This window comes from Sphingomonas sp. BK036, assembly GCF_004216825.1.
Lineage (GTDB): Bacteria > Pseudomonadota > Alphaproteobacteria > Sphingomonadales > Sphingomonadaceae > Sphingomonas.
In genome coordinates, this window is sequence record NZ_SGXR01000003.1 from 1350820 (window position 1) to 1372924 (window position 22105).

The 22105-nt window shown below is 67.5% G+C and carries 18 protein-coding genes; 11 read left to right on the forward strand and 7 right to left on the reverse strand.

Annotation, left to right across the window (positions count from 1 at the left end):
- Positions 1–12 precede the first annotated feature (12 nt).
- From EV283_RS06430 to EV283_RS06440, 3 genes are all read right to left on the reverse strand, one after another.
- Positions 13–1926, reverse strand: a complete 1914-nt coding sequence (locus EV283_RS06430; protein ID WP_347400205.1) for a CocE/NonD family hydrolase — start codon at positions 1924–1926, stop codon at positions 13–15.
- Between the two features lie 273 nt (positions 1927–2199).
- Complete coding sequence (locus EV283_RS06435; RefSeq protein ID WP_056419020.1) at positions 2200–2499, reverse strand: hypothetical protein; 300 nt, start codon at positions 2497–2499, stop codon at positions 2200–2202.
- Positions 2500–2528: 29 nt separating this feature from the next.
- A complete protein-coding gene (locus EV283_RS06440; RefSeq protein ID WP_130323565.1) occupies positions 2529–5354 on the reverse strand; it encodes a pitrilysin family protein in 2826 nt (941 codons plus the stop codon).
- Between the two features lie 201 nt (positions 5355–5555).
- Between EV283_RS06440 and EV283_RS06445 the strand changes: the two genes are divergently transcribed.
- Together EV283_RS06445 and EV283_RS06450 are read left to right on the forward strand one after the other, a co-directional pair.
- Entirely contained in the window at positions 5556–6233 is a 678-nt protein-coding gene (locus EV283_RS06445; RefSeq protein WP_130323567.1) for a DUF6445 family protein, read from the forward strand.
- 228 nt (positions 6234–6461) lie between these two features.
- Positions 6462–7934, forward strand: a complete 1473-nt coding sequence (locus tag EV283_RS06450; protein ID WP_130323569.1) for a M23 family metallopeptidase — start codon at positions 6462–6464, stop codon at positions 7932–7934.
- A 33-nt stretch (positions 7935–7967) separates the two neighbouring features.
- Here the strand turns inward: EV283_RS06450 and EV283_RS06455 are convergent, their stop codons facing one another.
- Positions 7968–8492: a DUF177 domain-containing protein gene (locus EV283_RS06455; protein WP_056419037.1), complete on the reverse strand. Its 525-nt coding sequence runs from the start codon at positions 8490–8492 to the stop codon at positions 7968–7970.
- Positions 8489–8995, reverse strand: a complete 507-nt coding sequence (locus EV283_RS06460; protein WP_242615810.1) for a ubiquinol-cytochrome C chaperone family protein — start codon at positions 8993–8995, stop codon at positions 8489–8491. Before EV283_RS06460 ends, EV283_RS06455 begins: the two co-directional genes overlap by 4 nt.
- 133 nt (positions 8996–9128) lie before the next feature.
- Between EV283_RS06460 and bamE the strand changes: the two genes are divergently transcribed.
- From bamE to EV283_RS06490, 6 genes are all read left to right on the forward strand, one after another.
- Positions 9129–9632, forward strand: a complete 504-nt coding sequence (gene bamE / locus EV283_RS06465; protein ID WP_056419040.1) for an outer membrane protein assembly factor BamE — start codon at positions 9129–9131, stop codon at positions 9630–9632.
- A 149-nt stretch (positions 9633–9781) separates the two neighbouring features.
- Positions 9782–11242, forward strand: a complete 1461-nt coding sequence (locus tag EV283_RS06470; RefSeq protein ID WP_130323571.1) for a glycosyl transferase family protein — start codon at positions 9782–9784, stop codon at positions 11240–11242.
- A gap of 47 nt (positions 11243–11289) precedes the next feature.
- Complete coding sequence (locus tag EV283_RS06475) at positions 11290–12234, forward strand: hypothetical protein (protein WP_242615811.1); 945 nt, start codon at positions 11290–11292, stop codon at positions 12232–12234.
- 76 nt (positions 12235–12310) lie between these two features.
- Complete coding sequence (locus EV283_RS06480; protein ID WP_056419048.1) at positions 12311–13225, forward strand: sulfite exporter TauE/SafE family protein; 915 nt, start codon at positions 12311–12313, stop codon at positions 13223–13225.
- Between the two features lie 32 nt (positions 13226–13257).
- Positions 13258–13977, forward strand: a complete 720-nt coding sequence (locus tag EV283_RS06485) for a TIGR02186 family protein (RefSeq protein WP_056419693.1) — start codon at positions 13258–13260, stop codon at positions 13975–13977.
- A gap of 78 nt (positions 13978–14055) precedes the next feature.
- Positions 14056–15726, forward strand: coding sequence for a DUF87 domain-containing protein (locus EV283_RS06490; RefSeq protein ID WP_130323575.1), 1671 nt, complete (start codon positions 14056–14058; stop codon positions 15724–15726).
- A gap of 40 nt (positions 15727–15766) precedes the next feature.
- Here EV283_RS06490 and EV283_RS06495 read toward each other — a convergent pair whose 3' ends face one another.
- Together EV283_RS06495 and EV283_RS06500 are read right to left on the reverse strand one after the other, a co-directional pair.
- Complete coding sequence (locus tag EV283_RS06495; protein ID WP_130323577.1) at positions 15767–16303, reverse strand: histidine phosphatase family protein; 537 nt, start codon at positions 16301–16303, stop codon at positions 15767–15769.
- A gap of 8 nt (positions 16304–16311) precedes the next feature.
- Positions 16312–19011 carry an ATP-dependent DNA helicase gene (locus tag EV283_RS06500; protein ID WP_130323579.1) on the reverse strand — a complete coding sequence of 900 codons (2700 nt, stop codon included), beginning with the start codon at positions 19009–19011 and terminating at the stop codon, positions 16312–16314.
- 333 nt (positions 19012–19344) lie between these two features.
- On the opposite strand from EV283_RS06500, the gene EV283_RS06505 reads away from it, so the two are divergent.
- From EV283_RS06505 to EV283_RS06515, 3 genes are all read left to right on the forward strand, one after another.
- Positions 19345–19650 carry a hypothetical protein gene (locus EV283_RS06505; RefSeq protein WP_130323581.1) on the forward strand — a complete coding sequence of 102 codons (306 nt, stop codon included), beginning with the start codon at positions 19345–19347 and terminating at the stop codon, positions 19648–19650.
- A 57-nt stretch (positions 19651–19707) separates the two neighbouring features.
- Positions 19708–21273 (forward strand): lysine--tRNA ligase, encoded by a 1566-nt coding sequence (locus EV283_RS06510; RefSeq protein WP_130323583.1) that lies wholly within the window; start codon positions 19708–19710, stop codon positions 21271–21273.
- Between the two features lie 216 nt (positions 21274–21489).
- Positions 21490–22047, forward strand: a complete 558-nt coding sequence (locus tag EV283_RS06515) for a 2'-5' RNA ligase family protein (protein ID WP_130323585.1) — start codon at positions 21490–21492, stop codon at positions 22045–22047.
- Positions 22048–22105 lie beyond the last annotated feature (58 nt).

Below are 22105 nucleotides of genomic sequence, written 5' to 3' on the forward strand. Positions count from 1 at the left end.
GATGTAGATGTGTCACCTGGCCAGCGGCAGGCTGATGAAGCTCTCGTCCGAACCCGAGACGGTCACCTTCTGTGTCGCTCGAACATAATCCTTTGGTTGTGCAAAAAAGATGTTCGGGACGAAGGTTTGCGGGTTGCGATCGTAGAGCGGGAACCAGCTCGACTGCACCTGCACCATGATCTTGTGCCCCGGCAGGAACACGTGATTGGTCGTCGGCAGCGCGAACTTGTATTTCAGCGGCACGTTCGCGGCGATCGGCTTGGCGACCGCCAGATCTTCGCGGTAGCGCCCGCGGAAGATGTCCATCGCGACCGAGAGTTGATAGCCCGCCATCGCCTTGTCGCCCGGATTGACGTCGGGATAGACGTCGATCAGCTTGACGACCCAGTCGCTGTCGGTGCCGCTGGTCGACGCGGTCAGGTTTACTTCCGGCACGCCCGCGATCATCGTCGGGGTGGTCAGCGCATCCGTCGTGAAGGTGAGCACGTCGGGACGGCCCGAAACCGCGCGCTGATCGTCGACCAGCCACTGTTTCCACGTCGATCCGCTCGCATAGGTCGGCAGCGTCGGGCGCACGCGGTAGCTGACCGGGGCCGCCGGATCGGAAATATAGTCCGCAGTGGTCGCCGCGCCGCCCGTCGCCTGGAAGCCGAGCGCGCCGCCGGGCTTGAGATAGAGCGGCGTGCCAGCGACGGGCGCGGTCGGCCACTTGTCGAGCTTCTGCCACTCGTTACGGCCCGACTGGAACATCGTGACGGGCGCGACGTCCATCGCCGGCTGGTCGCTCTTGAGATAATGCGCGAGGAACGGCGCGAGCACGTGCCAGCGCCACCATTTGGCGGTGTCGGCATCCCATTTGATCGCGCCCAGCGCGCTGCCGTCGCGCACCTCCTGCCCGTGATACCAGGGGCCCATCGACAGATAGACCATGTCGTTGGCGGTGTCCTTGGGCTCGAGCGCGCGGTAGACCGCGGGCGCGCCGTAGATATCCTCCTGATCCCACAAGCCCCCGACGATCAGAGTCGGCACCTTGAGCGGCTGGCCCGCGAGCACGGTGTCCATCGCCTGGCTCGACCAGAACGAATCATACGCCGGATGCTGCGTGATCTTGCGCCAGAAGCCCAGCTGCTCGAGCCCCTGAGCCTTCCCGATCGCGCCGGCCGAGCCGCCCTTGAGATAATAGTCGTAATCGTCCGCGGTGTCGGTGATCCACGGCGTGCCCGCGTCCTTAGTCGCTTCCTGCCCGAGGATATAGGGCATCATGCCCTCGCGGAACGCGCCGTTGTGGAACCAGTCGTCGCCGCGCCAGCCATCGACCATCGGGTTCATCGGCACCGAGACCTTGAGCGCCGGATGCGGATTGATCAGCGCCATCAGCGGCAGGAAGCCGTCATAGCTGATCCCGCTGATCCCCACGCGCCCGTTCGATTCGGGGACGTGCTTCACCAGCCAGTCGATCGTGTCGTAGGTGTCGGTCGAATCGTCGGTCTTGGTCGGGTTCTGCGCGGTGCCGGCGCGCGCGGGGTTCATCATGTAGATGCCCTCCGACGCGTGCATCCCGCGGACGTCTTGGATCACGCGGATATAGCCCGCCGCCGCGATCACGTCGCCCGCGCCGTCGCCATGCTCGAGGATCCCCGCATAGGTGCCGCTATCGACCTTGGTCTGGCCGTCGGCGTCGTACGGCGTGCGCGTCATCAGGATGCCCGCATCCTTCGCGCCCTTGGGGACAATGATCACGGTGTGCAGCTTCACCCCGTCGCGCATCGGGATTTCGACGACTTTGCGCACATAGTCGTAGCCGACGTCGCGCGGCGCCATCTTGGCGGGGCGTTCGTCGTAGTTCTGCGCGGTAGCGGGGGCGGTTGCAGCGGCGACGAGCGCGGCCAGCGCGCAGGCGGTGAGCAAACGGGGCATCGATATCATTGTCTTTTTCCTTCCCTCCCGGACCGAAAAAGAAAAGGCCCGCCTTTCCGGGTCGGAAAGGCAGGCCTCTCTCATAGTTTGGATCACCATGCCGAACGCGCGGTTACCCGTATTGCAAAGCCGTCACCCCAGCGAACGCTAGGGTCTCCCACTTGGCAGATGCCACCCGCCGCACCGAGAGATCCCAGCGTTCGCTGGGATGACGGTGTTGGCGGAGGGCACGGCTTCACAGTCCCTGATCGTCGTACGGGCCTTGATCGCCGTACGGGCGCATCAGGCCGTCCGCGTGCCGGTCAGCGGGAAGCTGCCAAACGCGCCGGCCGCGACGCTGCCCTTGAGCATGTCGTCCTCGACGGTCGCCTTGCAGTCGAGCGTCATCGGCATCGGCACGGTCATGCTCTGCTTCCAGGTGATCGTGTCGCCCTCGACCTCGCCGGTGACGTCCATGCCGCCCATCGCGCCCGACACCGCACCGGTGAACGTGTCGCCCGCGCTGTTCACGGTCAGCGTCATCTTCTGGTCACCCAGCGGCGACTTGACCACGCAATCCCAGCTGCCATCGACGTTCGCCATTATATTTCTCTCCTGAATCACAGCTCTGATTACTGGGCGCCGGCAACCGACGCCGCGGGGATGACCTCGACCGGCAGGCCGATGCTGTCAAGCTGCGGCCGCACCGTCTTCGCATCGCCGACCACGACCCAGATCGTCTTCTTCGGGTCGAGTGCCTGCTGAATGGCACTACTAAGCTGATTGAGGTTAAGCCCCTGATAGCGCTGGGTAATCGTCGCATAATAATCGTCGGGCCGCTTGAGCAGGTCGTTCTGCTGCATCGCCCCCAATACGGCGTCCGATGTTTCGAAATTGCCCGACAGCGATCGGATCGCACCGTTGATGGCGCGATCGAACTCGGCCTGCGTCATCGGCTCCTTGCCGAGGAACGCGCCGATATCGCTGCGCAGTGCGGCGATCGACGGGCCGGTCTGGTCCGCCTGCACCGGCGCCGACAGGATATAGGGCGCGGCGTTTTCCGATGCCTGGAACCGCCCCGACACGCCGTAGGACCAGTGCTTGCTCTCGCGCAGGTCCATGTTGACGCGACCGAGGAAGCTGCCGCCGAGCGCGTCGTTCGCGGTTGCGATCGGCAACAGGTCCTGCGTGCCCTTCAATCCGGTCGGCACGCCGGCGATGATCACCGATTGCGGGCTGTCCGGCCGGTCGATCAGGACGATCTTCGGCGCGGACGGCGTCACGGTCGCCGGGAAGACCTTGGTGCCCGCCGCACCGGTCGGCCGCCATGTCCCGAACCGCGCCTCGAGCGCCGCCTTCACCTCGGCGAGCGGACGATCGCTGACGACGAAGATCTTCGCCTTGTCGGGGCGCAGCCATGCCTGCTGGAACGCAACAAGGTCTGCGCGGGTCAGCGCCGCGACCGCCTTGGGATCGCCGCTGCCCTGCGCCTTGGCATAGGGCGAGGTCGGCCCGAGCAGCTTCGGCAGGACGCGCGTCGCCAGTCCCTGCGGGCTGGTCAGTTCCTGCGCGATCTGCGCGAGCTGCTGGTTCTTGACGCGCGCGACCTCGGCATCGGCGAAGGCCGGGTTCTGCGCGATGTCGGCGAACAGATCGACCGCGGGCGCCAAGTTCGCGCTCGGTACCTGCAATGACAGGAATGTCCGGTCGTTCGACGCGCCCGAGCCGATCTCCGCACCGAGCCGCTCCTTGGCCTCGGCCAGCGCGACCGAATCGCGAGTCGCGGTCCCCTCGTCCATCATCGACAGCGTCAGCTTCTGCGTGCCGAGCTTTCCCGGAACATCCGCCGCGACGCCGGCATCGAAGCTGAGCACCGCCTGCGTCACCGGCACCGCGTCGCGCTGCGCATAGACAAGCTCGATCCCGTTCGCGAGACGCGTGCGCTCGATCGTCGGGAAGCTGAGCCCCGCGATCTGGCCGACCGCGGGCAGCGGTCCGCGCGTGCCCTTTGGCGGCGCCTCGGGCGCGGGCACGACGACGGCCTTGGGCGGCACGACCGCATTGGCATAGGCATCGCGCGCGCCAGGCACGACGGTCAGCGAATAAGCCGGCCGCGACAGCCACTTGGCCGCCGCCGCCCGCACGCTCGCCGGCGTTTCCGCAGCGAGCTGGAGAAGCTGTTTCTTGTAGAAGCCGGGATCGTTCGAATACAGCGTGCCCTCGGCCAGCGCGACCGCCTTGCCGCCGAAGCCGCCAACCGATTCGAGCCCCTCCATCCGGCGCGCCGCCGTCGTCGTCGCGACCCGGCTGACCTCATCGGCGGTCGGGCCGTTCTTGAGGAAATCGGCGAGGATCTCGTCGATCCGCTTGGTCACGATCGCCGGGTCGACGCCCTCGCGGACGATCGCCTGGATCTCGAACATGCCGAGCTGGCTGAAGCTGCTGTTCTCGGCAGAGATCCGCGTGACCAGCTTCTCCTTCTTGACCAGCGCGGTGTCGAACCGGCTGCTGGCAAGGCCGCCCAGCACGCCCGCCGCGACGTCCAGCGCGGTGCCGTCCTTGTCGTTCAGCCCGGGCACGACCCAGTTGCGGCTGATCATCACCGCGGCGACGCGGTCCTTGATCGTCTCGCTGACCGGCGCGGGCAGCGTCGGGATCGGTGCGGCAGGCACGACGCTCTCCGGCCCCTTCGGAATGCCGCCGAAATACTGCTCCGCGAGGCGCTTGCCGGTCGCCGCATCGACGTCGCCGGCCAGCACCAGCACCGCGTTGTTCGGGCCGTAATGATCCTTGAACCAGTCCTTCACCGTCTGCAGCGACGCGGCATCGAGATCCGCCATCGAGCCGATCGTGGTGTGGCCGTACGGATGCGTCGCGGGGAACAGCCCCTCGGTGACCTTGTACTGCGTCAGCCCGTAAGGCTGGTTGTCGCCCTGGCGCTTCTCGTTCTGGACGACGCCGCGCTGCTCGTCGAGCACGCCCTGCGTTATCGCGCCGGTGAGATAGCCCATGCGATCCGATTCGAGGAACAGCGCGCGATCGAGCGCCGCGGTCGGCACCGTCTCGAAATAATTGGTGCGGTCGAAATAGGTGGTGCCGTTGAAGTCGGTCGCGCCGACCTGTTTGAGCGGTTCGAAGAAATCGCCGGGCGCGTTTTCGGAGCCGTTGAACATCAGATGTTCGAACAGATGCGCGAACCCGGTCTTGCCCTTGGGTTCGAACTTCGACCCGACATTATACCAGACCGACACCGCGACGACGGGCGCCTTGCGATCGGTGTGCACCACGACGCGCAGGCCATTCTTCAGCGTGAACTGCTGGTACGGGATATCCACCGACTTCACGAGGGCGGCGACCGGTGCGGCCTGGGCCGCGGGCGTCGGGCGCTGCGCCTGCGCGCCGGAGACCAGAAGCGCGGCGACCGACACGCCGGTGAATACGGAAATCTTCGAAATCATGTGCGCTCATCACCCCAGCCTGTCTGTTGGGCCAGCATAGAGACGTCGCCCCCGACGGCAACAAGGATGACAAAACCAATCAGTTATGGAGCAATCGGTTGGCCGTACGGTAACGCTTGGGGTATTCGGCAGCATGAGCTGCGCCCGATCGAGCCGAAACCCGCACATACCGATAACCATCAGCCCTAGCAGCCGCGGCGAATGATCCGCCCGGCCATTTCTGCGCGCCAGATCGGCACTCAGGCGCAACCGCTCGCGATCGTCGACAACTTCCACCCCGATCCCGATGCGCTGCGTGCCCATGCGGCGGCGCAGACGTTCGAGCCGGGGCGCAACCATTATCCCGGGCTGCGGGCTGCGTTGCCGCCGGACTATCTCGCTGAGGTCGGGCCTGCCCTCGCCGCGGTGCTATCGGGCGTCTTCTATCATAATGCCGAGGCCGCGCTGATCGACGCGAGCTATGCGATGGTGACGACGCCTGCCGATCGCCTGACGCTGGCGCAGCGACTGCCGCATGTCGATGCGGTCGATCCGGGGCGGATCGCGCTGGTGCATTATCTCAGCCCCGAAAGCCGCGACGGCACCGCGTTCTACCGCCACCGCGCGACGGGTACTGAGACGCTCGATGCCGCGCGGGCGGCGGACTATTATGCGCGGCTCAACGCCGAACTGGCGCAGGGCGCACCGCCGGCGCCCTCCTATATCGCCGGATCGACGCCGCAGTTCGAGCAGATCGCGCAGGTCGAGGCGCGGTATAACCGGGCGGTGATCTATCGCAGCGCGTCGCTGCACAGCGGCGTAATCGCATCGGACGCTGTGCTCAGCGACGATCCGCTGCTCGGGCGCCTGACGATCACCGCATTCCTGCTGCTCGACTAGCCCTCGCCGCGACGCGCCACCGTTTCGTCGCGACCATAGGTCCAAAAGGCGCCACTTAAGTCGACTTTCACCTATTTTACGGCAGAGGGGTTTCCTCTGTCCCTTGTACGGCGAACCAGGTCGGTGACTCTAAGTCGACGACACTGCTTGCCGCTTCGACCATGTTCTTCAACCACCAAGGCAGCACGCGTGTTTCTACGGGACGATCCGGAATATGGACTGGCTGGCATGCAGGGGCCTCGCGGCCTGCGCGTGCCGTCGTCCGCTTCACCGCCGAGCCCGCGCATCCCGCTGCGCACCGCGGCGACGTCGATCGACTGGGTTCCGGACCTGGGTGCACAGATTGGCAGCCTCGACTGGTGGCGCGGCGTTGCGACGTGCACCGCGCTGTGCGTGGCGACATGGGCGCTGGCGCCGGGCATCCAGCCGCTGGTCGGTGCGGTACCTCCGCCGCTCGTCGGAGCGGAATGGGACGAGGCGCGCGCGCAGGGAATCACCGCGATCGGCCAAGGTGCGGCGACCGGCCGGCGGATGGCCGCCAACGACCTCGTCGCGCCGCTGACCGAAGCCCCCGAGCGCCCGACCGTGAACCTCTCCGCGACGCTCGGCGAGGGCGACCGACTCGACCGCGTCCTGATGCGGGCCGGCGTCGGGCGTGCCGATGCAAATGCCGCCGCCACGATGGTTGCGCAGGCGGTGCCGCTCGATTCCATCGCCGCGGGCACGCGGATCGCGCTGACGCTCGGTCGTCGCCCCGACCGCACCGTCGCCCGGCCGCTCGAAGCGCTCGATCTGCGTGCGCGGTTCGATCTCGAGCTCGCGCTGACGCGCACCGCGGGCGGGCTGGCGATGCACCGCAAGCCGATCGCGATCGACGCGACGCCGCTGCGGATCCAGGGCCTTGTCGGATCGAGCCTGTACCGGTCGATGCGCGCGGCAGGCGTGCCCGCCAAGGCTGTCGAATCCTATATCAAGGCGCTCGCGACTCGCCTGTCGATCGGTCGCGATGTCGGCGCTGCGGACAGTTTCGACCTGATCATTGAACGCCAGCGCGCCGCGACCGGCGAGACGCAGATCGGCGAGCTGCTGTTCGCCGGGATCGATCAGGGCCGCCGCAAGGTGCAGCTCGTGCGCTTCGGGCCCGACGGTGCGGAGCGCGAGGGCGAGCGCGACGGGGCCGGCGCGTCGCGGACGGACGGCTGGTTCGACGCCAACGGCCAGACCGAGCGGCGCGCGGTATCCGGCCTGCCCGTATCGGGCCGCATCACCTCCACCTTCGGGTTGCGCGTGCATCCGCTGCTGCGCTTCACGCGGATGCACAAGGGGCTCGATATCGGCGCGCCCTATGGTACGCCGATCCACGCGATGACCGACGGCGTCGTCGCGTTCGCGGGGCGGACCGGCGGCTATGGCAATTTCGTTAAGCTGACGCATGGCGGCGGCATGGCGAGCGGCTATGGCCATATGAGCCGGATCGCGGTGTCGTCGGGCACGCGCGTGCGGCAGGGGCAGGTGATCGGCTATGTCGGCTCGACCGGCCTGTCGACCGGCCCGCATCTGCATTGGGAAGTGTGGAAGAACGGCGCGGCGATCAATCCGCGCGCGGTATCGTTCGCGGGCGTCGCGCAACTGTCGGGCGCATCGCTGCGCGCGTTCAAGGCGAAGGTGGCGACGCTGCTGGCCGTCCGCCCGGGCGGCTGAGGCACGCCGCCAGGGCCGGCACGCGCGCCCGCCTTACGACTTGGCCGCCATCCTTGCCTGGAGATCCGCAAACGCATTGGCGGGGCGGAACTCGTCCTCGCTGATCACGCCCGCCGCCGCCAGCGCGGCTGCCGCATTGGGCCCGCGCGGGAACGGATCGACCGACAGCGCCAGCGTGTCTGCCGCCGCCTCGCCCAGATCGATCGTGCCGCCCTCGATCGCGACCGTGTCGAGCGCGTCGTCGGACAGTTCGACCTCGTCGCCCTCCGCTACCAGCCGCTCGACGAAGAGAAGCTCGACGGGTTCGTCGATCCGCGTGTCGAGCGGCTCGTCGGTTACCGAACAGGCCTGCACCGCCGCGCCGGTCACGCGGCCCTTCACCACGATGCCGCGGTCGTTGCGCTTGATGCCGAGCCGCGCCTCCAGCCGGGAGATCGAGACGAGCGAAAACCGCTTCGCCAGCGCGGCGCGCTCGCTCTCGGTGGCGGCGATCTCGACGATCCGCTCGCGCTCGCCGATCGTGTCGAGACGTTCCGGACGGCTGAATTCGGGGCTCACGGCAGGTCTCCAGCAAGTAGATCGGGAAGGGATTTGGTCGTCAGTCCGGCATGGAACGCCATCAGCGACTCGCGCACATGCGCCAGCGCGGCAGCATCGGGCGCGGCCCCGCGGTACAGGTTGCGCACGAGCGCCGGCGCGATATCGCCTGCGGCCAGCCCGTCGCGGTACGCGCCGAGTCGGCCGCCCAGCATGCTCATCATCTTGCCGATATGCTTGCCGACGATGATGTCGCCGATCCCGATTTCACGCAGCTGGCCGTCCATGTCGTCGACGAAGCGTTCGGCAAGCCGCGCGGCGGGGTCGCCGCCAGCGGGTTCCGACTCGAGTCGCAGCATCACGATCGCGAGCAGAGTCGCGATCATGTCGAACCGGCCGTCGACGGTGTCCGGCACCGCGCCCGCTTGATACCAATGCGCCGCCCGCGCCCGCGTCACGACGGCGGTATACAGCGGCAGCGCTTCGTCCGGCTTCTCGCCGAACAGTCTTCCCAACCAGCTCAATACGTCGTCCTTCGACCATCGACCGCGCTCTGGCTTGTTTGCCCGCGCATCCTCGCATATCGAGGCGATCGGCGGCCGATGCAATCGCATCGAAACCGTCACGTGTTTTCGCGTGCCCCGGTTGGGAGTTTATATGAGCGTGTTTTCCGCCCGTACGGGTCTCGCCGCCGCCCTCGCGGTCGTTACGCTGGCCAGCGCGGGCTGCACCCAGTTGCGCTCGCACCAGGGCTATGTCGTCGATACCGACCTCGTCAATTCGGTCCAGCCGGGCGTGGATAACCGCCAGTCGGTGCTCCAGACGCTGGGCAAGCCGACGCTGGCGGGCCAGTTCGACCAGGGCGACTGGTATTACCTCGCGCGCGACAGCCGCAACCTGGCGTTCCGCAACCCGCGGCCCAACGCGCAGATCACGCTGCAGATCAGCTTCGACCAGCAGGGCACCGTCACCGCGATCCGTCGCGGTGGGCTCGATCAGGTCGCCGCGGTCAAGCCGTACGGCAAGACGACGCCGACGCTGGGTCGCGAACGCGGCTTCTTCCAGGATCTGTTCGGCAACATCGGCACCGTCGGTGCGGCAGGGGCCGGCGGCGGCGGCGCTGGCGGCAACACCGGCGGCGGCGGGCGCGACCGGCCGTAATCTGCACCGGTATGCGGCACGGCTAAACGGTAAGATGGTCTCCGTAATAACAGGGAGGCCGCGGTGACTATTATTGCAAACATCCGATCTGGATCCGACTGAATCCGGAACGGGTCTATCCTGCTGTACCCTTCGGATCGGGGGTGAGCATGATCGAGTCGTTATGGATCATCGACGGCGTGGCCCGCGAAACCTTGCTGTTCGCGGGCGTAGGACTGTTCCTCGGCGGTATCGATGATCTGCTGGTCGACCTCATCTTCATCGCGTACCGGATCCGGCGGGGTCGTCAGGCCCCGCTGAGTCTGGCGACCTTGCCGCCGCCCCGTAGCTCGGGCCCGATCGCGGTGTTCGTCCCGGCGTGGGACGAGGTCGCGGTGATCGGCGCGATGCTGTCCGCCGCGCTCGATCGCTACGACCATGACGATTATCGCATCTATGTCGGCCTATACCCTAATGACCACGGTACGATCGACGCTGCCAAGCGCGTTGCCGACTACGATTCGCGGGTCCGCCTCGTCATCGGATCGCGCGACGGGCCGACCACCAAGGCCGACTGCCTCAACACGCTGTGGCACGCGCTGCGTCTTGACGACGCGTGCGAAGGCCGGAACAGCAAGGCGATCGTGCTGCACGACGCCGAAGACGTCGTGCACGCCCAAGAGCTGCACGTTTTCGACAGCCTGATCGACCGGTATGAGGTGGTGCAACTGCCCGTCCTGCCACTCGTCAATCGCGGTGCACGGCTGGTGTCCGGGCATTATGCCGACGAATTCGCCGAATCACACGCCAAGCAGATCATCGTCAGGACCGCGCTCGGCGCCGCGATGCCGCTTGCCGGGACCGGTTGTGCGATCCGCCCGGCGATGCTCGCGAAGATCGCGCAGGCGCGCGACGGCGATCCGTTCGATGCGAGCAGCCTGACCGAGGATTACGAACTAGGGATTCGCCTGGCCGAGATCGGCGCGCGCGGCATCTTCGCGCGGGTTGCGGTCGACGGTGCCGGTACCGTCGTCACTGTCCGTGCGTATTTTCCGGGGACGATGGCTGAATCGATCCGCCAGAAGACCCGCTGGATGACGGGTATCGCGCTGGCCGGCTGGGATCGGACCGGCTGGGCGCGACCTTATGCTTTGACCGATCACTGGATGCGGATGCGTGATCGCCGTGCGCCGCTCGCAGTCCTGATCCTCGCAGTCGCCTATCTCGCAATACCGGTCTGGGGGGTATCGCTGATACTTCACGGCGTTTTGGGCGAGGCGAGGCCCTATACCGACCGCGCCAACCCGCTCATGACGGGGATGTTGATGATCAACACCGCCTTGCTCGGCTGGCGGCTGGCGATCCGGATGCTGTTCACGGGGCGAAGTTACGGGCTGCGCGAGGCGATCTGGGCGTTGCCGCGCTTCTTCGTTGGCAATCTCGTTTCGCTGGTCGCCGCTCCCCGCGCGGTGCTGCGCTATATCGGCATGCTGCGCGGTGCCACACCGGTATGGGACAAGACGCGTCACGAATTTCCCGACCTGCTGCCCGTCGTTGCGCCACCGAGCTGTACGGCCCCGGACTCCGTCGATCCGCAAGCCCCCGATGTCGTCACCACCTGCGCGGGATGACGGGCGGGCGCCCTCTTCGTTTCCTTGCGCTGGCCGTTGGGGGATGGGTGGCGATCCGGATCGCGGTGCTCCTACCCGAGATCAGAGCGGTGCCGACTGCAGACGTCATCCCGCGTCTGATCGCGGCTGTTGTTCCCAACGTCGCAGCCACCGGTCTTGCGCGACACCACGCCGCTCTATCCACCGAGCATGCTCGCGCCAGTCCGCGGATAACGATCCCGCAGCCGCAGCCGCAGCCGCGTCTGCCTCGACGGGTCGAACGGCAGCCCGAGGCCAGTCTCATCATTCTGGCTGCGCGTGTCGCACCCGATCGTCGGATCGATCCGATCCCATCGCCCCAAGCACCACCAAACCCGCTGCGGGGAACGAGCCGGCTGACCGGCAGTGCGTGGCTGCTCGTCCGCGGCGGCCCGGCGGGCACCGTATCGGGCGGCCAGCTCGGCGCATCGCAAGGTGGCATACGGTTCACCTACGCGCTGGGCCAACACCGACGGGTCGCCCTCGCCGCGCGTATCGCCGCCCCGCTCAAGGGGCGTGGCCGCGAAGTCGCGCTCGGCGTCGAATGGCAACCCTTGAGACTGCCGATCCGCCTGATCGCGGAGCAGCGCTTCGTCCTCGACGGCGGCCGCGGCGGGCCGACGGTCGGCGTGATCGCCGGCTATGGCCCGTCCAATATCGCACCGGGCATCCGGATCGAGGCGTATGGCCAAGGCGGCGCGATCGTGCGCGAGGGGCTTGAGGGATTCATCGACGCATCTGCGCGCGTCACCCATCCCCTCGGCACGATCGGCAAGGCGCGCGTCGATATCGGGATCGGCGCATGGGGCAGTGCGCAGCGTGCGGCGGCGCGGTTCGATGTCGGACCATCGGTCGTCGCGACGGTGCCGATCGCGCGCAAATCGCTTCGCCTGACGCTCGACTGGCGAGAGCGGATCGCGGGGGATGCGCGTCCCGGATCGGGCCCGGCACTATCAATCGGCAGCGACTTTTAATGCCTTTCCCCAACAACGCGATCGGTACCGAGTCGAGCCTAGCCCCGCGCGCGCAATCCGGTGTAACGCTGCACACGTGGATCTGTATCTCCCCGTCGCCAACCTGTCGGTCAACGCGCTCGTCATCATCCTGCTCGGCGGCGGCGTCGGGCTGTTGTCGGGGATGTTCGGGGTCGGCGGCGGCTTTCTCACAACGCCGCTGCTGATCGTCTACGGCATCCCGCCTACCGTCGCCGCCGCCTCCTCGGCAAGCCAGGTGACCGGCGCGAGCGTCTCGGGCGTGTTCGCGCATTTCCGGCGCAAGGGTGTCGATACCAAGATGGGCGGGGTGCTCGTCGCGGGCGGCATCCTCGGCTCGTTCTTCGGCGCCTGGCTGTTCCGGCTGCTCCAGCAGAGCGGCCAGATCGATACGGTGATCGCGATCGTCTATGTCGTCATGCTCGGGTCGATCGGCAGCATGATGGCCAAGGAATCGATCGGCACGATCGGTCGCGCACGCACCGGCCGCCCGCCCAAGGCGCGCAAACGCCGCCATCACCCGCTCGTCGCCGCACTCCCGCTGCGGACGCGCTTCTACGCCTCAGGGCTGTATATCTCGCCGCTCGCGCCGTTGTTGCTCGGCTTCTTCACCGGCATCCTGACGATCCTGCTCGGCATCGGCGGCGGCTTCATCCTCGTTCCCGCGATGATCTACCTGCTCGGCATGGCGACCTCGGTGGTGGTCGGCACGTCCTTGTTCCAGACTCTGTTCGTCACCGCGGTCGCGACGATGGTGCATGCGACGACGACGAAGGCGGTCGATATCGTGCTGGCCGGGCTGCTGCTGCTCGGCTCGGTCGTCGGCGCGCAGATCGGCGCGCGGTTCGCGACCAAGTTCCGCCCCGAATATCTGCGGCTGGCACTCGCGACGATGGTGCTGCTGATCGGCGTGCGGATCCTGCTCGGCCTCGTCTGGCGCCCGGAGGAAATCTTCTCGGTCACGCTCTCGTGAGGGCCTGGCTCGTCCTGCTGGCCCCGTTGCTGATGGCGCAGGCCAAGCCCGTGCTCGTCCCAGACGTGTCGCAGCGCAATATCGAGATCGCCTACAGCTTCACCGGCGCCGAGCTCCTGCTGTTCGGCGCGATCCTGTATCCCGGCGGCCGGCTGCCGACCGGCGAGCAGCCCACCGACATCGTCGTCGTCGTGAAGGGCCCCACCCAGTCGATCCTGATGCGCGAGAAGGAGAAGGTCGCCGGGATCTGGGTCAACGCCTCGCGCTTGCGCTATCGCTCCGCCCCCAGCTTCTACGCGATCGCCTCGTCGAAGCCGATCGCCCGGCTCGTCGACGATCGGACCCGCGCGATCTACGAACTCGGGCTCGACAGCCTGCAATTGTCGCCCGCATCCAGCGCGCCCGCCGACACGCAGGACCGGTTCCAAAAGGGACTGGTCGACCTGAAGCGCAATGCCGGCCTCTATTACGAAGCGCCGCGCGCGGTGGAGATTACCGACGGCGTCCTCTACCGCGCACGCGTGTCGATCCCCGCACGCGTCCCGGTCGGTCGCTTCACCGCAGAGACGTTCCTGATCCGCGACGGGCGCGTGCTGGCGGCGGCGGTGCGCGACATCGACATCCGCAAATCGGGCTTCGAGCGATTCGTCGCGCGCGCGGCGGATCGCTCGTCGGTGGTCTATGGCCTGGCCGCGGTCGCGCTGTCGGTGTTTCTCGGCTGGGCCGCGGGCTGGATCGCGCGCAGGGTTTAGCGTCGGTTCACCATCGTCACCGGATGTTTACGCTCTTGCGCGCAAGAGGTCGCGTAAATGACTGGAGATCTTGCCAGAATGAGTGAAATGCCGGGACCCGATGCGTTTTTGCGCGCCGTACCACTGACCGGTGGCATTGCGGGCTTTGCGGCGCCGCCTGCCCCGATCGGCGTCGTGTACGCGATCGCCGGGTCGAGCAGCCGCGTGTTGCTCGATCGTGCCTCGATCGGTGCGCTGTGCGACGATCCGGACAGCGTCGTCGCGGCGGCGGGCCAGGTTGGCAGCCAGGTCAAGATGCGCGTCGGCACGACGTGGCTGGTTGCAAATGTCCGGTCGCTCAAGCTCGAAGACAATGCCGGCACCTGTATCGCCGCCGAGATCGATTTTCTCGGCGAGGGCGACGAGGAGCCGCTGACCGGCAATCTCGACCGGTTCCGGCGCGGCGTAACCCGGTATCCGATGCCGGGCTGCGAGGTGTTCCCGATCACTACCGCGGATCTGCAACAGGTCTACGCGGCGGAGGATCGCGCGAACATCACGATCGGGACGGTGTACCCGACCGCCGACATCCCCGCCGCGCTGTATGTCGATCCCATGCTCGGCAAGCATTTCGCGCTCGTCGGGTCGACCGGCACGGGCAAATCGACCGCCGCCGCGCTGATCCTCCACCGGATCTGCGAGCTGGCGCCGCAGGGCCATGTCGTGATGATCGATCCGCACGGCGAATATGCCGCGGCATTCGCATCGAACGGCGCGCTGTACGACGTGTCGAACCTGCAGATGCCGTACTGGCTGATGAACTTCGAGGAGCATTGCGAGGTCTTCCTGACCAGCAGCGGCTCCGCGCGGCAATTCGACGGGGATATCCTCGCCAAATGCCTGCTCGCCGCCAAGGCCAAGAGCCGGCTGGGCCAGGAGATCGCCAAGCTCACGGTCGACGCGCCGGTCCCGTATCTGCTGAGCGATCTGACGACGATCATCAACGCCGAGATGGGCAAGATGGATCGCGCCGGCGATACCGCGCCGTATCTGCGGCTGAAGACCAAGATCGACGAGATCAAGGCCGATCCGCGCTATGGCTTCATGTTCTCTGGCATGCTGGTCGCGGACACGATGGCGAGCTTCCTCGCCCGCATCTTCCGCCTGCCCGGCGACGGCAAGCCAATCTCGATCATCGACGTCTCAGGCGTGCCGTCGGACATCACCGCGGTGGTCGTCGCGGTGCTGGCACGGATGACGTTCGACTTCGCGATCTGGTCGCGCAACGAACCGCAACGCCCGATCCTGCTCGTCTGCGAGGAGGCGCATCGCTACATTCCCGCGGGGCAGGAAGCGACCAGCGCGGTCGGCCGCATTCTCGGCCGGATCGCCAAGGAGGGCCGCAAATACGGCGTGTCGCTCGGCCTGATCACCCAGCGTCCATCGGATCTCGCGGAGGGCGTGCTGTCGCAGTGCGGCACGATCATCGCGATGCGCCTCAACAACGAGCGCGATCAGGCGCTGGTCCGCGCCGCCATGCCCGAAGGCGCGCGCGGCTTTCTCGATTCGATCCCGGCCTTGCGCAACCGCGAATGCATCATCTGCGGCGAAGGCGTGACGATTCCGATCCGCGTTGCCTTCGACACGCTGGAAGAGGCCAAGCAGCCCGCCTCCACCGATCCGCTATTCTCCGAGCTATGGCGCGATATCGGCGGCGAGGATCAGATCATCGGCCGAACGATCCAACGGTGGCGCGCGCAAGGCAAATGACGGCGGCGTAGGCGGCCCCGCCACGCGGGGTCGCGCCGTCTCAGTCGGCGTCGGGACCCAACGTCGGATCGAGGTCGCGCGGGCGGACGAAGCGGGTCAGCCGAGCAGTCCCGGCGGCCAGATCGGACCAGTCGCCCTCGAACTCGAGTTCGGCGATGCTCGCGGTCGGATATTTGTCCTCCACCGCATCGCGCAGCGGGTCCGCACCGTCGGCGACGAGCATCAGCACGAGATCTTCGAGCCCCGGATTATGCCCGATCAGCAGCGCGCGCGTTGCCTCCGCCGGAAAGGCGTGCACCACGTCGAGCAACGTCACTGCGGAGGCCAGATACACGCGCCGATCCATCGCCGGCGCGATCGTCCGACCATAGCCCGATTCGATCTCCGCAAGCGTCTCCACCACGCGCACCGCGGGCGAGGCGATTGCGTGGTCGAACGCCAGGTCCAGCGACCGCATGTGCCGGCCGACCATCGCGGCGGCGCGCTTGCCCTTGGCGTTGAGCGGGCGATCGAAATCGCGGGCGACCGGATCGTCCCAGCCGGATTTGGCGTGGCGCAACAGCGTCAGCGTCTTCATGGCAATCCTCAAGCCGGTTCGCAGCTTTCATGCCCTACCGGAGCCCTTGAGGAAAGCCGGCTCGCCACTCGGGCCACCGCTTCTTCGAGCGTCACGCGCGCGATCGGCACGCCCGGCGGGAACGCGGCGAGCAGGCGCGAGGGCATCGCTGCCGACAGCATAACGAACACGCCCGAATCGTCGGCGCGGCGGATCAGCCGGCCGAACGCCTGCGCCAGCCGCGCGCGGACGAGCCGATCGTCATAGGCCGAGCCGCCGCCCGCAAGACGGCGCGCGGCGTGGAGCACCGACGGTTTCGCCCAGGGCACGCCCTCCATCACCACGAGCCGCAGCGACTCCCCGGGGACGTCGACGCCGTCGCGCAGCGCATCGGTGCCGAGCAGCGACGCGCCCGGATCGTCACGGAAGATGTCGACTAGCGTGCCGGTATCGATCGGATCGACGTGCTGCGCGTGGAGCGGCAGGCCTTCGCGCGCCAGGCGATCGGCGATCCGGCCGTGTACGCCGCGCAGCCGCCGGATCGCGGTGAACAGCCCGAGCGTGCCGCCGCGGCTGGCGACGATCAACTGCGCATAGGCGTTGGCGAGGGCGCCGATGTCGCCGCGCTTCACGTCGGTAACGATCAGCACTTCGGCCTGGCGCGTATAGTCGAACGGGCTCTTCGCCTCGAACCGCGCGGCGGGCCGGAGAAGATGCGGCGCGCCGCTGCGCGCTTCGGCCACCTCCCAGTCGCCACCGCCGGTAAGCGTCGCCGAGGTGACGAGCGCGCCGTGCGCGGGCTTGAGGACGATCTCGGCGAACGGCCGCGTCGGGTCGAGCCAGTGGCGGTGGAGGCCGATGTCGAACTCGCGGCCCTCGATCCGGTCGACCGCGAGCCAGTCGACGAAATCACCGTCGACCGGTCCGCCGACGCGCGCGAGCAGCGACAGCCACGCCGCGACCGTCTCCGCGCGCCAGCCGATCGAGGCGATAGCGCCCTCGACGCGCGCGCGGGCGGGGCCGTCCATCCAGTCGGGCGCTTCGGCAAGCACCGCTTCGAGACGGCGGCCGAGCGTCACGAGCGGGCGCACGAGCGCGTCGAGCGCCGCGGCGGCGGGCGCAGCGGCCTCGATCAGCGTCGCGTCGGGTTCGGCGAGTTCGGTCTCCAACCCATAGCCCGCGTCGCCGGGTTGCTCGGCGCGCGCGTAGGTGAGCCCGCGGACGGCAGCGAGCAGCGTCTCGATCGGTCCGAACGGCGCGCCTTCGCCAAGCCGTTGCAGCCAGCCGTCGCTCGCCAGCGCCCCCGCCGCGGTCACCGCGTCGCTGATCGCGCGCGCGCCCTGTTCGTCATAGCTCGCGAGGTCGGACAGCCGTGCGGCAAGGCCACGGCGCCGGCCACGCCCGCCCGATTCGGGGCCGAGGATCCAGCGGCGTAGTTCGATCGTCTCGGCGCCGGTCAGCGCGGTCGCGAACATCGAATCGGCGGCGTCGAAGATGTGATGGCCCTCGTCAAACACATAGCGTGTCGGCCGAGTCGCGAGTTCGCGGCCGCGCGCCGCGTTGACCATCACCAGCGCGTGGTTGGCGATGACGATGTCCGCGTCCGAAGACGCGCGCGCGGCGCGCTCGATGAAGCATTTCCGGTAATGCGGGCAGCCGGCATAGACGCATTCGCCGCGCCGGTCGGTCAGCGCGGTCGAGCCGTTGCGGCGGAACAGGGTGGGCAGCCAGCCGGGCAGGTCGCCGCCGACCATGTCGCCGTCGGCGCTATACGCGGCCCAGCGCGCGACGAGGTGTGCCAGGATCGCCGCACGGCCCGCGAACCCGCCCTGCAGCGCATCCTCGAGGTTGAGCAGGCACAGGTAATTCTCGCGGCCCTTGCGCGTGACGACCTTGGCCTTGCGGATCGCGGCGTCGGGATAGAGCCGCGCGGTTTCCTGCCCCAGCTGACGTTGCAGCGTCTTGGTATAGGTCGAGATCCACACCGCGCCGCCCGCCTTCTCCGCCCAGAGCGACGCGGGCGCGAGATACCCCAGCGTCTTGCCGATCCCCGTCCCCGCCTCGGCGAGGACGAGATTGGGCGTGTCGCGCATCGCACGCGGTGCGAAGGCGGCGGTCGCGGCACCGGCATAGGCGCGCTGGCCGGGACGTTCCTCCGCGCCGTGGCCGGTAAGGTCGACGAGGCGCGCTTCGGCATCGCCGGGCTCGATCGTGACGGTGCGCGGCGCGGGGCGCGGCGCATGCTCCTCCCATTCGGGCAGCACCGAGAAGAGCCAGCGTTCGTTGACGGACGGCTTCTTCAGCCGCTCGGCGACGACCGGCGCCCAGGGCCAGCGCAGGCGGAACAGCGATTGCGCCGAGGTCCACGCGCCTTCGCGCTCGGGCCAGTCGCCCTCGGTCAGCGCCAGCATCGCCTCGGCCGCGCGCAGCAGGAAGGACGCGACGTCGGCATCCTCGCTCGGCACGTCCAGCCCGGTGACCCGCGCGATGCCCTTTGGCGTCGGTACCGCGAACTGCCCAGGCCGCAGGAACGCGTAAAGTTCGAGCAAATCGAGCCCCGACAGGTCGGGATAGCCGAGACGCTGCCCGATCAGCGGCGCGTTGAGCATGATGACAGGCGTGTCGGCAGCGATCCGGATCGCCTCGCCCCGCCCGATCGGCCGCGCGCCCTCCGCATTCGCGATCCAGATGCCGGCGTGGCTGGCGTGGAGGGCGGGATAGGGAAGCACCGCGCGACCTTGTGCCAAGAGGAACGAAAGGGCAACCTTTTGTGAAGCGGCCCGGCAATCTCCGCTTTGCCCCTCCCGTCATCCCAGCGAACGCTGGGATATTTCCGGGGAGATCGCGGCACTCGCCCCACGAATATCCCAGCTTTCGCTGGGATGACGGGAGGAAGGTAAGTCTCGCAGCAACAGGACGCGATCAAGGTCGACGGAAGACGTAACCGCGAACCTTTCCAGCGATCTCATTATCCTAGGTCGCCGTTACGCAACCGGTACGGTGCACGTGCGTTGCGCCCCTATCGATACCAAGCTTTACCTACATCAACAGGGACGATGAACATGCAGAAGTTTCTCATGGCGCTGAGCGCGCTCTCGCTCGCCATTCCCGCCGCCGCCGTGATTCCCACGGGCAAGGCCGAAGCACGCTCGCGGCATGAATATCGCGGCCACAACCGTCGCTATCAGGCGCGTCGCTGCCGCCATTCGAGCGGCACGACCGGTCTGGTCGCCGGCGGCGTCGGTGGCGCGGTGCTCGGTAACGCCGTTGGTGGTGGCCTGCTCGGCACGCTCGCCGGTGGCGCAGCGGGTGCGCTGGGCGGCCGCGCGGTCGACCGGACAATCACTGCAAAGGATCGTTGCCGCTAAGACCCATGCGGCGGTGGGGGTGACGGACACGAGCGCACGCGCTAGTCGCGATGGGCTATGACCGATGAACTCCGCACCGCCGCCCTTGAGTCCAAAGCCTGGCCGTATGAGGAGGCACGAAAGCTCCTCAAGCGGTATCCGACCGGCAAATCGGGGGCGCCGGTGCTGTTCGAAACGGGCTATGGACCGTCGGGGCTGCCGCATATCGGCACGTTCAACGAAGTGCTGCGCACGACGATGGTGCGCAACGCCTTCCATGCGCTGAGCGACACGCCGACCCGGCTGATCGCGTTTTCGGACGACATGGACGGGCTGCGCAAGGTGCCCGACAACGTCCCCAACGGCGACATGCTGCGCGAGCATCTCGGCAAGCCGCTGACGCAGATCCCCGATCCGTTCGGGACACATTCGAGCTTCGCCGCGCACAACAACGCGATTCTGCGCGAATTCCTCGACCGCTACGGCTTCGACTATGAATTCGCGTCGTCGACCGAATACTACACCAGCGGCCGCTTCGACGAGGCGCTGAAGGGCGTGCTGCGGCATTTCCAAGGCATCCAGGACGTGATGCTGCCGACGCTCCGCGCCGAGCGCCGCGCGACCTATTCGCCGGTGCTGCCGATCTCGCCGACCAGCGGCATCGTGCTGCAGGTGCCGATCGAGGTGATCGATGCCGAGGCCGGGCTGATCGCGTTCGACGATGAGGGCCAGCGGATCGAGCAGAGCGTGCTCGGCGGCAAGGCCAAGCTCCAGTGGAAGGTCGACTGGGCGATGCGCTGGGTTGCGCTCGGCGTCGATTACGAGATGGCGGGCAAGGACCTGATCGATTCGGTGACTCAGTCGTCGAAGATCGCGCGCGTGCTCGGCGGCCGCCCGCCCGAGGGGTTCAACTACGAGATGTTCCTCGACGAGAATGGCGAGAAGATCTCGAAGTCCAAGGGCAACGGCCTGAGCCTCGACCAGTGGCTGACCTATGGCCCGCAGGAGAGCTTGGCGTTCTACGCGTATCGCGAGCCGAAAAAGGCCAAGTCGCTGCACATGGGCGTGATTCCGCGCGCGGTGGACGAATATTGGCAGTTCCGCGGCAATTATGCGGGCCAGGACCTGAAGCAGAAGCTCGGCAATCCGGTGCATCACATCCATGACGGCAAGCTCCCCGAGGGCGAGCTGCCGGTGACGTTCGGGCTGCTGCTCAACCTTGTCGGCGTGATGGGCGATGCGAGCAAGGCGCAGGTCTGGGGCTATCTGGCGAACTACGTCCCCGATGCGTCGGCGGAGAGCTATCCCGAGCTCGACAAGCTGATCGATCACGCGCTGGCCTATGGCCGCGATTTCGTCGCGCCGACCTTGAAGCGTCGCGCCCCCGTGGCGCACGAGGTCGCGGCGCTCGAGCGGCTCGACGCCGAACTCGCCGCGCTGCCGGCCGAAGCGAGTGCCGAGGACATCCAGAACATCGTCTACGAGATCGGCAAGACCGGCGGGTTCGAAAACCTGCGCGACTGGTTCAAGGCGCTGTACGAGACTCTGCTCGGCTCCGAGCAAGGGCCGCGGATGGGCAGCTTCATCGCGCTGTACGGCGTGGCGAACTCGCGGAAACTGATCGCGGAGGCCTTGGCGCGGTAAGGCCGTACGCTGGAAGGATCATCCACCCCGGCGAAGGCCGGGGCCCAATTGGGGACGTACATAACGGGGGGCAGCGTATCGTTACTGCAGTCTCTTCAATTGGGCCCCGGCCTTCGCCGGGGTGGTGTTTGATCCACAGCATTTCGCGCGATACCTGGACGCCGGCACCGGAACATAATAGCAACGATCGTGTCTCCACCGACCCGGAAAGTGGCCATGTTTCATCGACCGATCGCCCGTCACAGCCTGTTCTTCGCGATCCGCCCGCCGCTGCCGCTCGCGCGCCAGATCACCGAGGCGGCGTCGTGGTTCGAGACAGAAGGGCAGAAGCTGCGCCCGGACCATCTGCACGTCACGATCGACATCCTCGACGAGCATGACCGCGTGTCGACCGCGCTCGAGCGCGACCTCAAGGCGATCGGCGATGCGGTCGAGGCTGCACCGTTCGCGCTCCAGTTCGATATCGCGGTCGGGACCGAACGATCCGTCGCGCTGTGTTCGCGCCACCCGAACGCCTCGCTCGACGCACTGCGCCAGCGGATCGCGGTGGCGCGCGAGGCGGCGGGGCTGTCGGCGCGCGCAGGCCATCGGTTCAGTCCGCAGATGACGCTCGGCTACCGCGACGGCGCGCCGTTTACGCACGACATCGCGCCGATCGGCTGGACCGCGGACGCGTTCGTGCTCGTCCACAGCCGGGTCGGCCAGATGCGGCACGACGTGATCGGTCGCTGGCTCCTGAACGGCGTGGACGATCGGCAGCTGGCGCTGTTCTAGCCTGCCGAATTGGTCGAACGCGCGCGACCCGGTAGGACCCACAGCGCGATCGGTTGGT

Coding starts and splice junctions, on each gene's coding strand:
- EV283_RS06505 (WP_130323581.1), top strand. CDS start 19,345: ATGCAGAAGTTTCTCATGGCGCTGAGCGCGCTCTCGCTCGCCATTCCC.
- EV283_RS06430 (WP_347400205.1), bottom strand. CDS start 1,926: ATGATATCGATGCCCCGTTTGCTCACCGCCTGCGCGCTGGCCGCGCTC.
- EV283_RS06435 (WP_056419020.1), bottom strand. CDS start 2,499: ATGGCGAACGTCGATGGCAGCTGGGATTGCGTGGTCAAGTCGCCGCTG.
- EV283_RS06510 (WP_130323583.1), top strand. CDS start 19,708: ATGACCGATGAACTCCGCACCGCCGCCCTTGAGTCCAAAGCCTGGCCG.
- EV283_RS06445 (WP_130323567.1), top strand. CDS start 5,556: ATGATCCGCCCGGCCATTTCTGCGCGCCAGATCGGCACTCAGGCGCAA.
- EV283_RS06485 (WP_056419693.1), top strand. CDS start 13,258: ATGGCGCAGGCCAAGCCCGTGCTCGTCCCAGACGTGTCGCAGCGCAAT.
- EV283_RS06450 (WP_130323569.1), top strand. CDS start 6,462: ATGCAGGGGCCTCGCGGCCTGCGCGTGCCGTCGTCCGCTTCACCGCCG.
- EV283_RS06495 (WP_130323577.1), bottom strand. CDS start 16,303: ATGAAGACGCTGACGCTGTTGCGCCACGCCAAATCCGGCTGGGACGAT.
- bamE (WP_056419040.1), top strand. CDS start 9,129: ATGAGCGTGTTTTCCGCCCGTACGGGTCTCGCCGCCGCCCTCGCGGTC.
- EV283_RS06490 (WP_130323575.1), top strand. CDS start 14,056: ATGAGTGAAATGCCGGGACCCGATGCGTTTTTGCGCGCCGTACCACTG.
- EV283_RS06515 (WP_130323585.1), top strand. CDS start 21,490: ATGTTTCATCGACCGATCGCCCGTCACAGCCTGTTCTTCGCGATCCGC.
- EV283_RS06440 (WP_130323565.1), bottom strand. CDS start 5,354: ATGATTTCGAAGATTTCCGTATTCACCGGCGTGTCGGTCGCCGCGCTT.
- EV283_RS06470 (WP_130323571.1), top strand. CDS start 9,782: ATGATCGAGTCGTTATGGATCATCGACGGCGTGGCCCGCGAAACCTTG.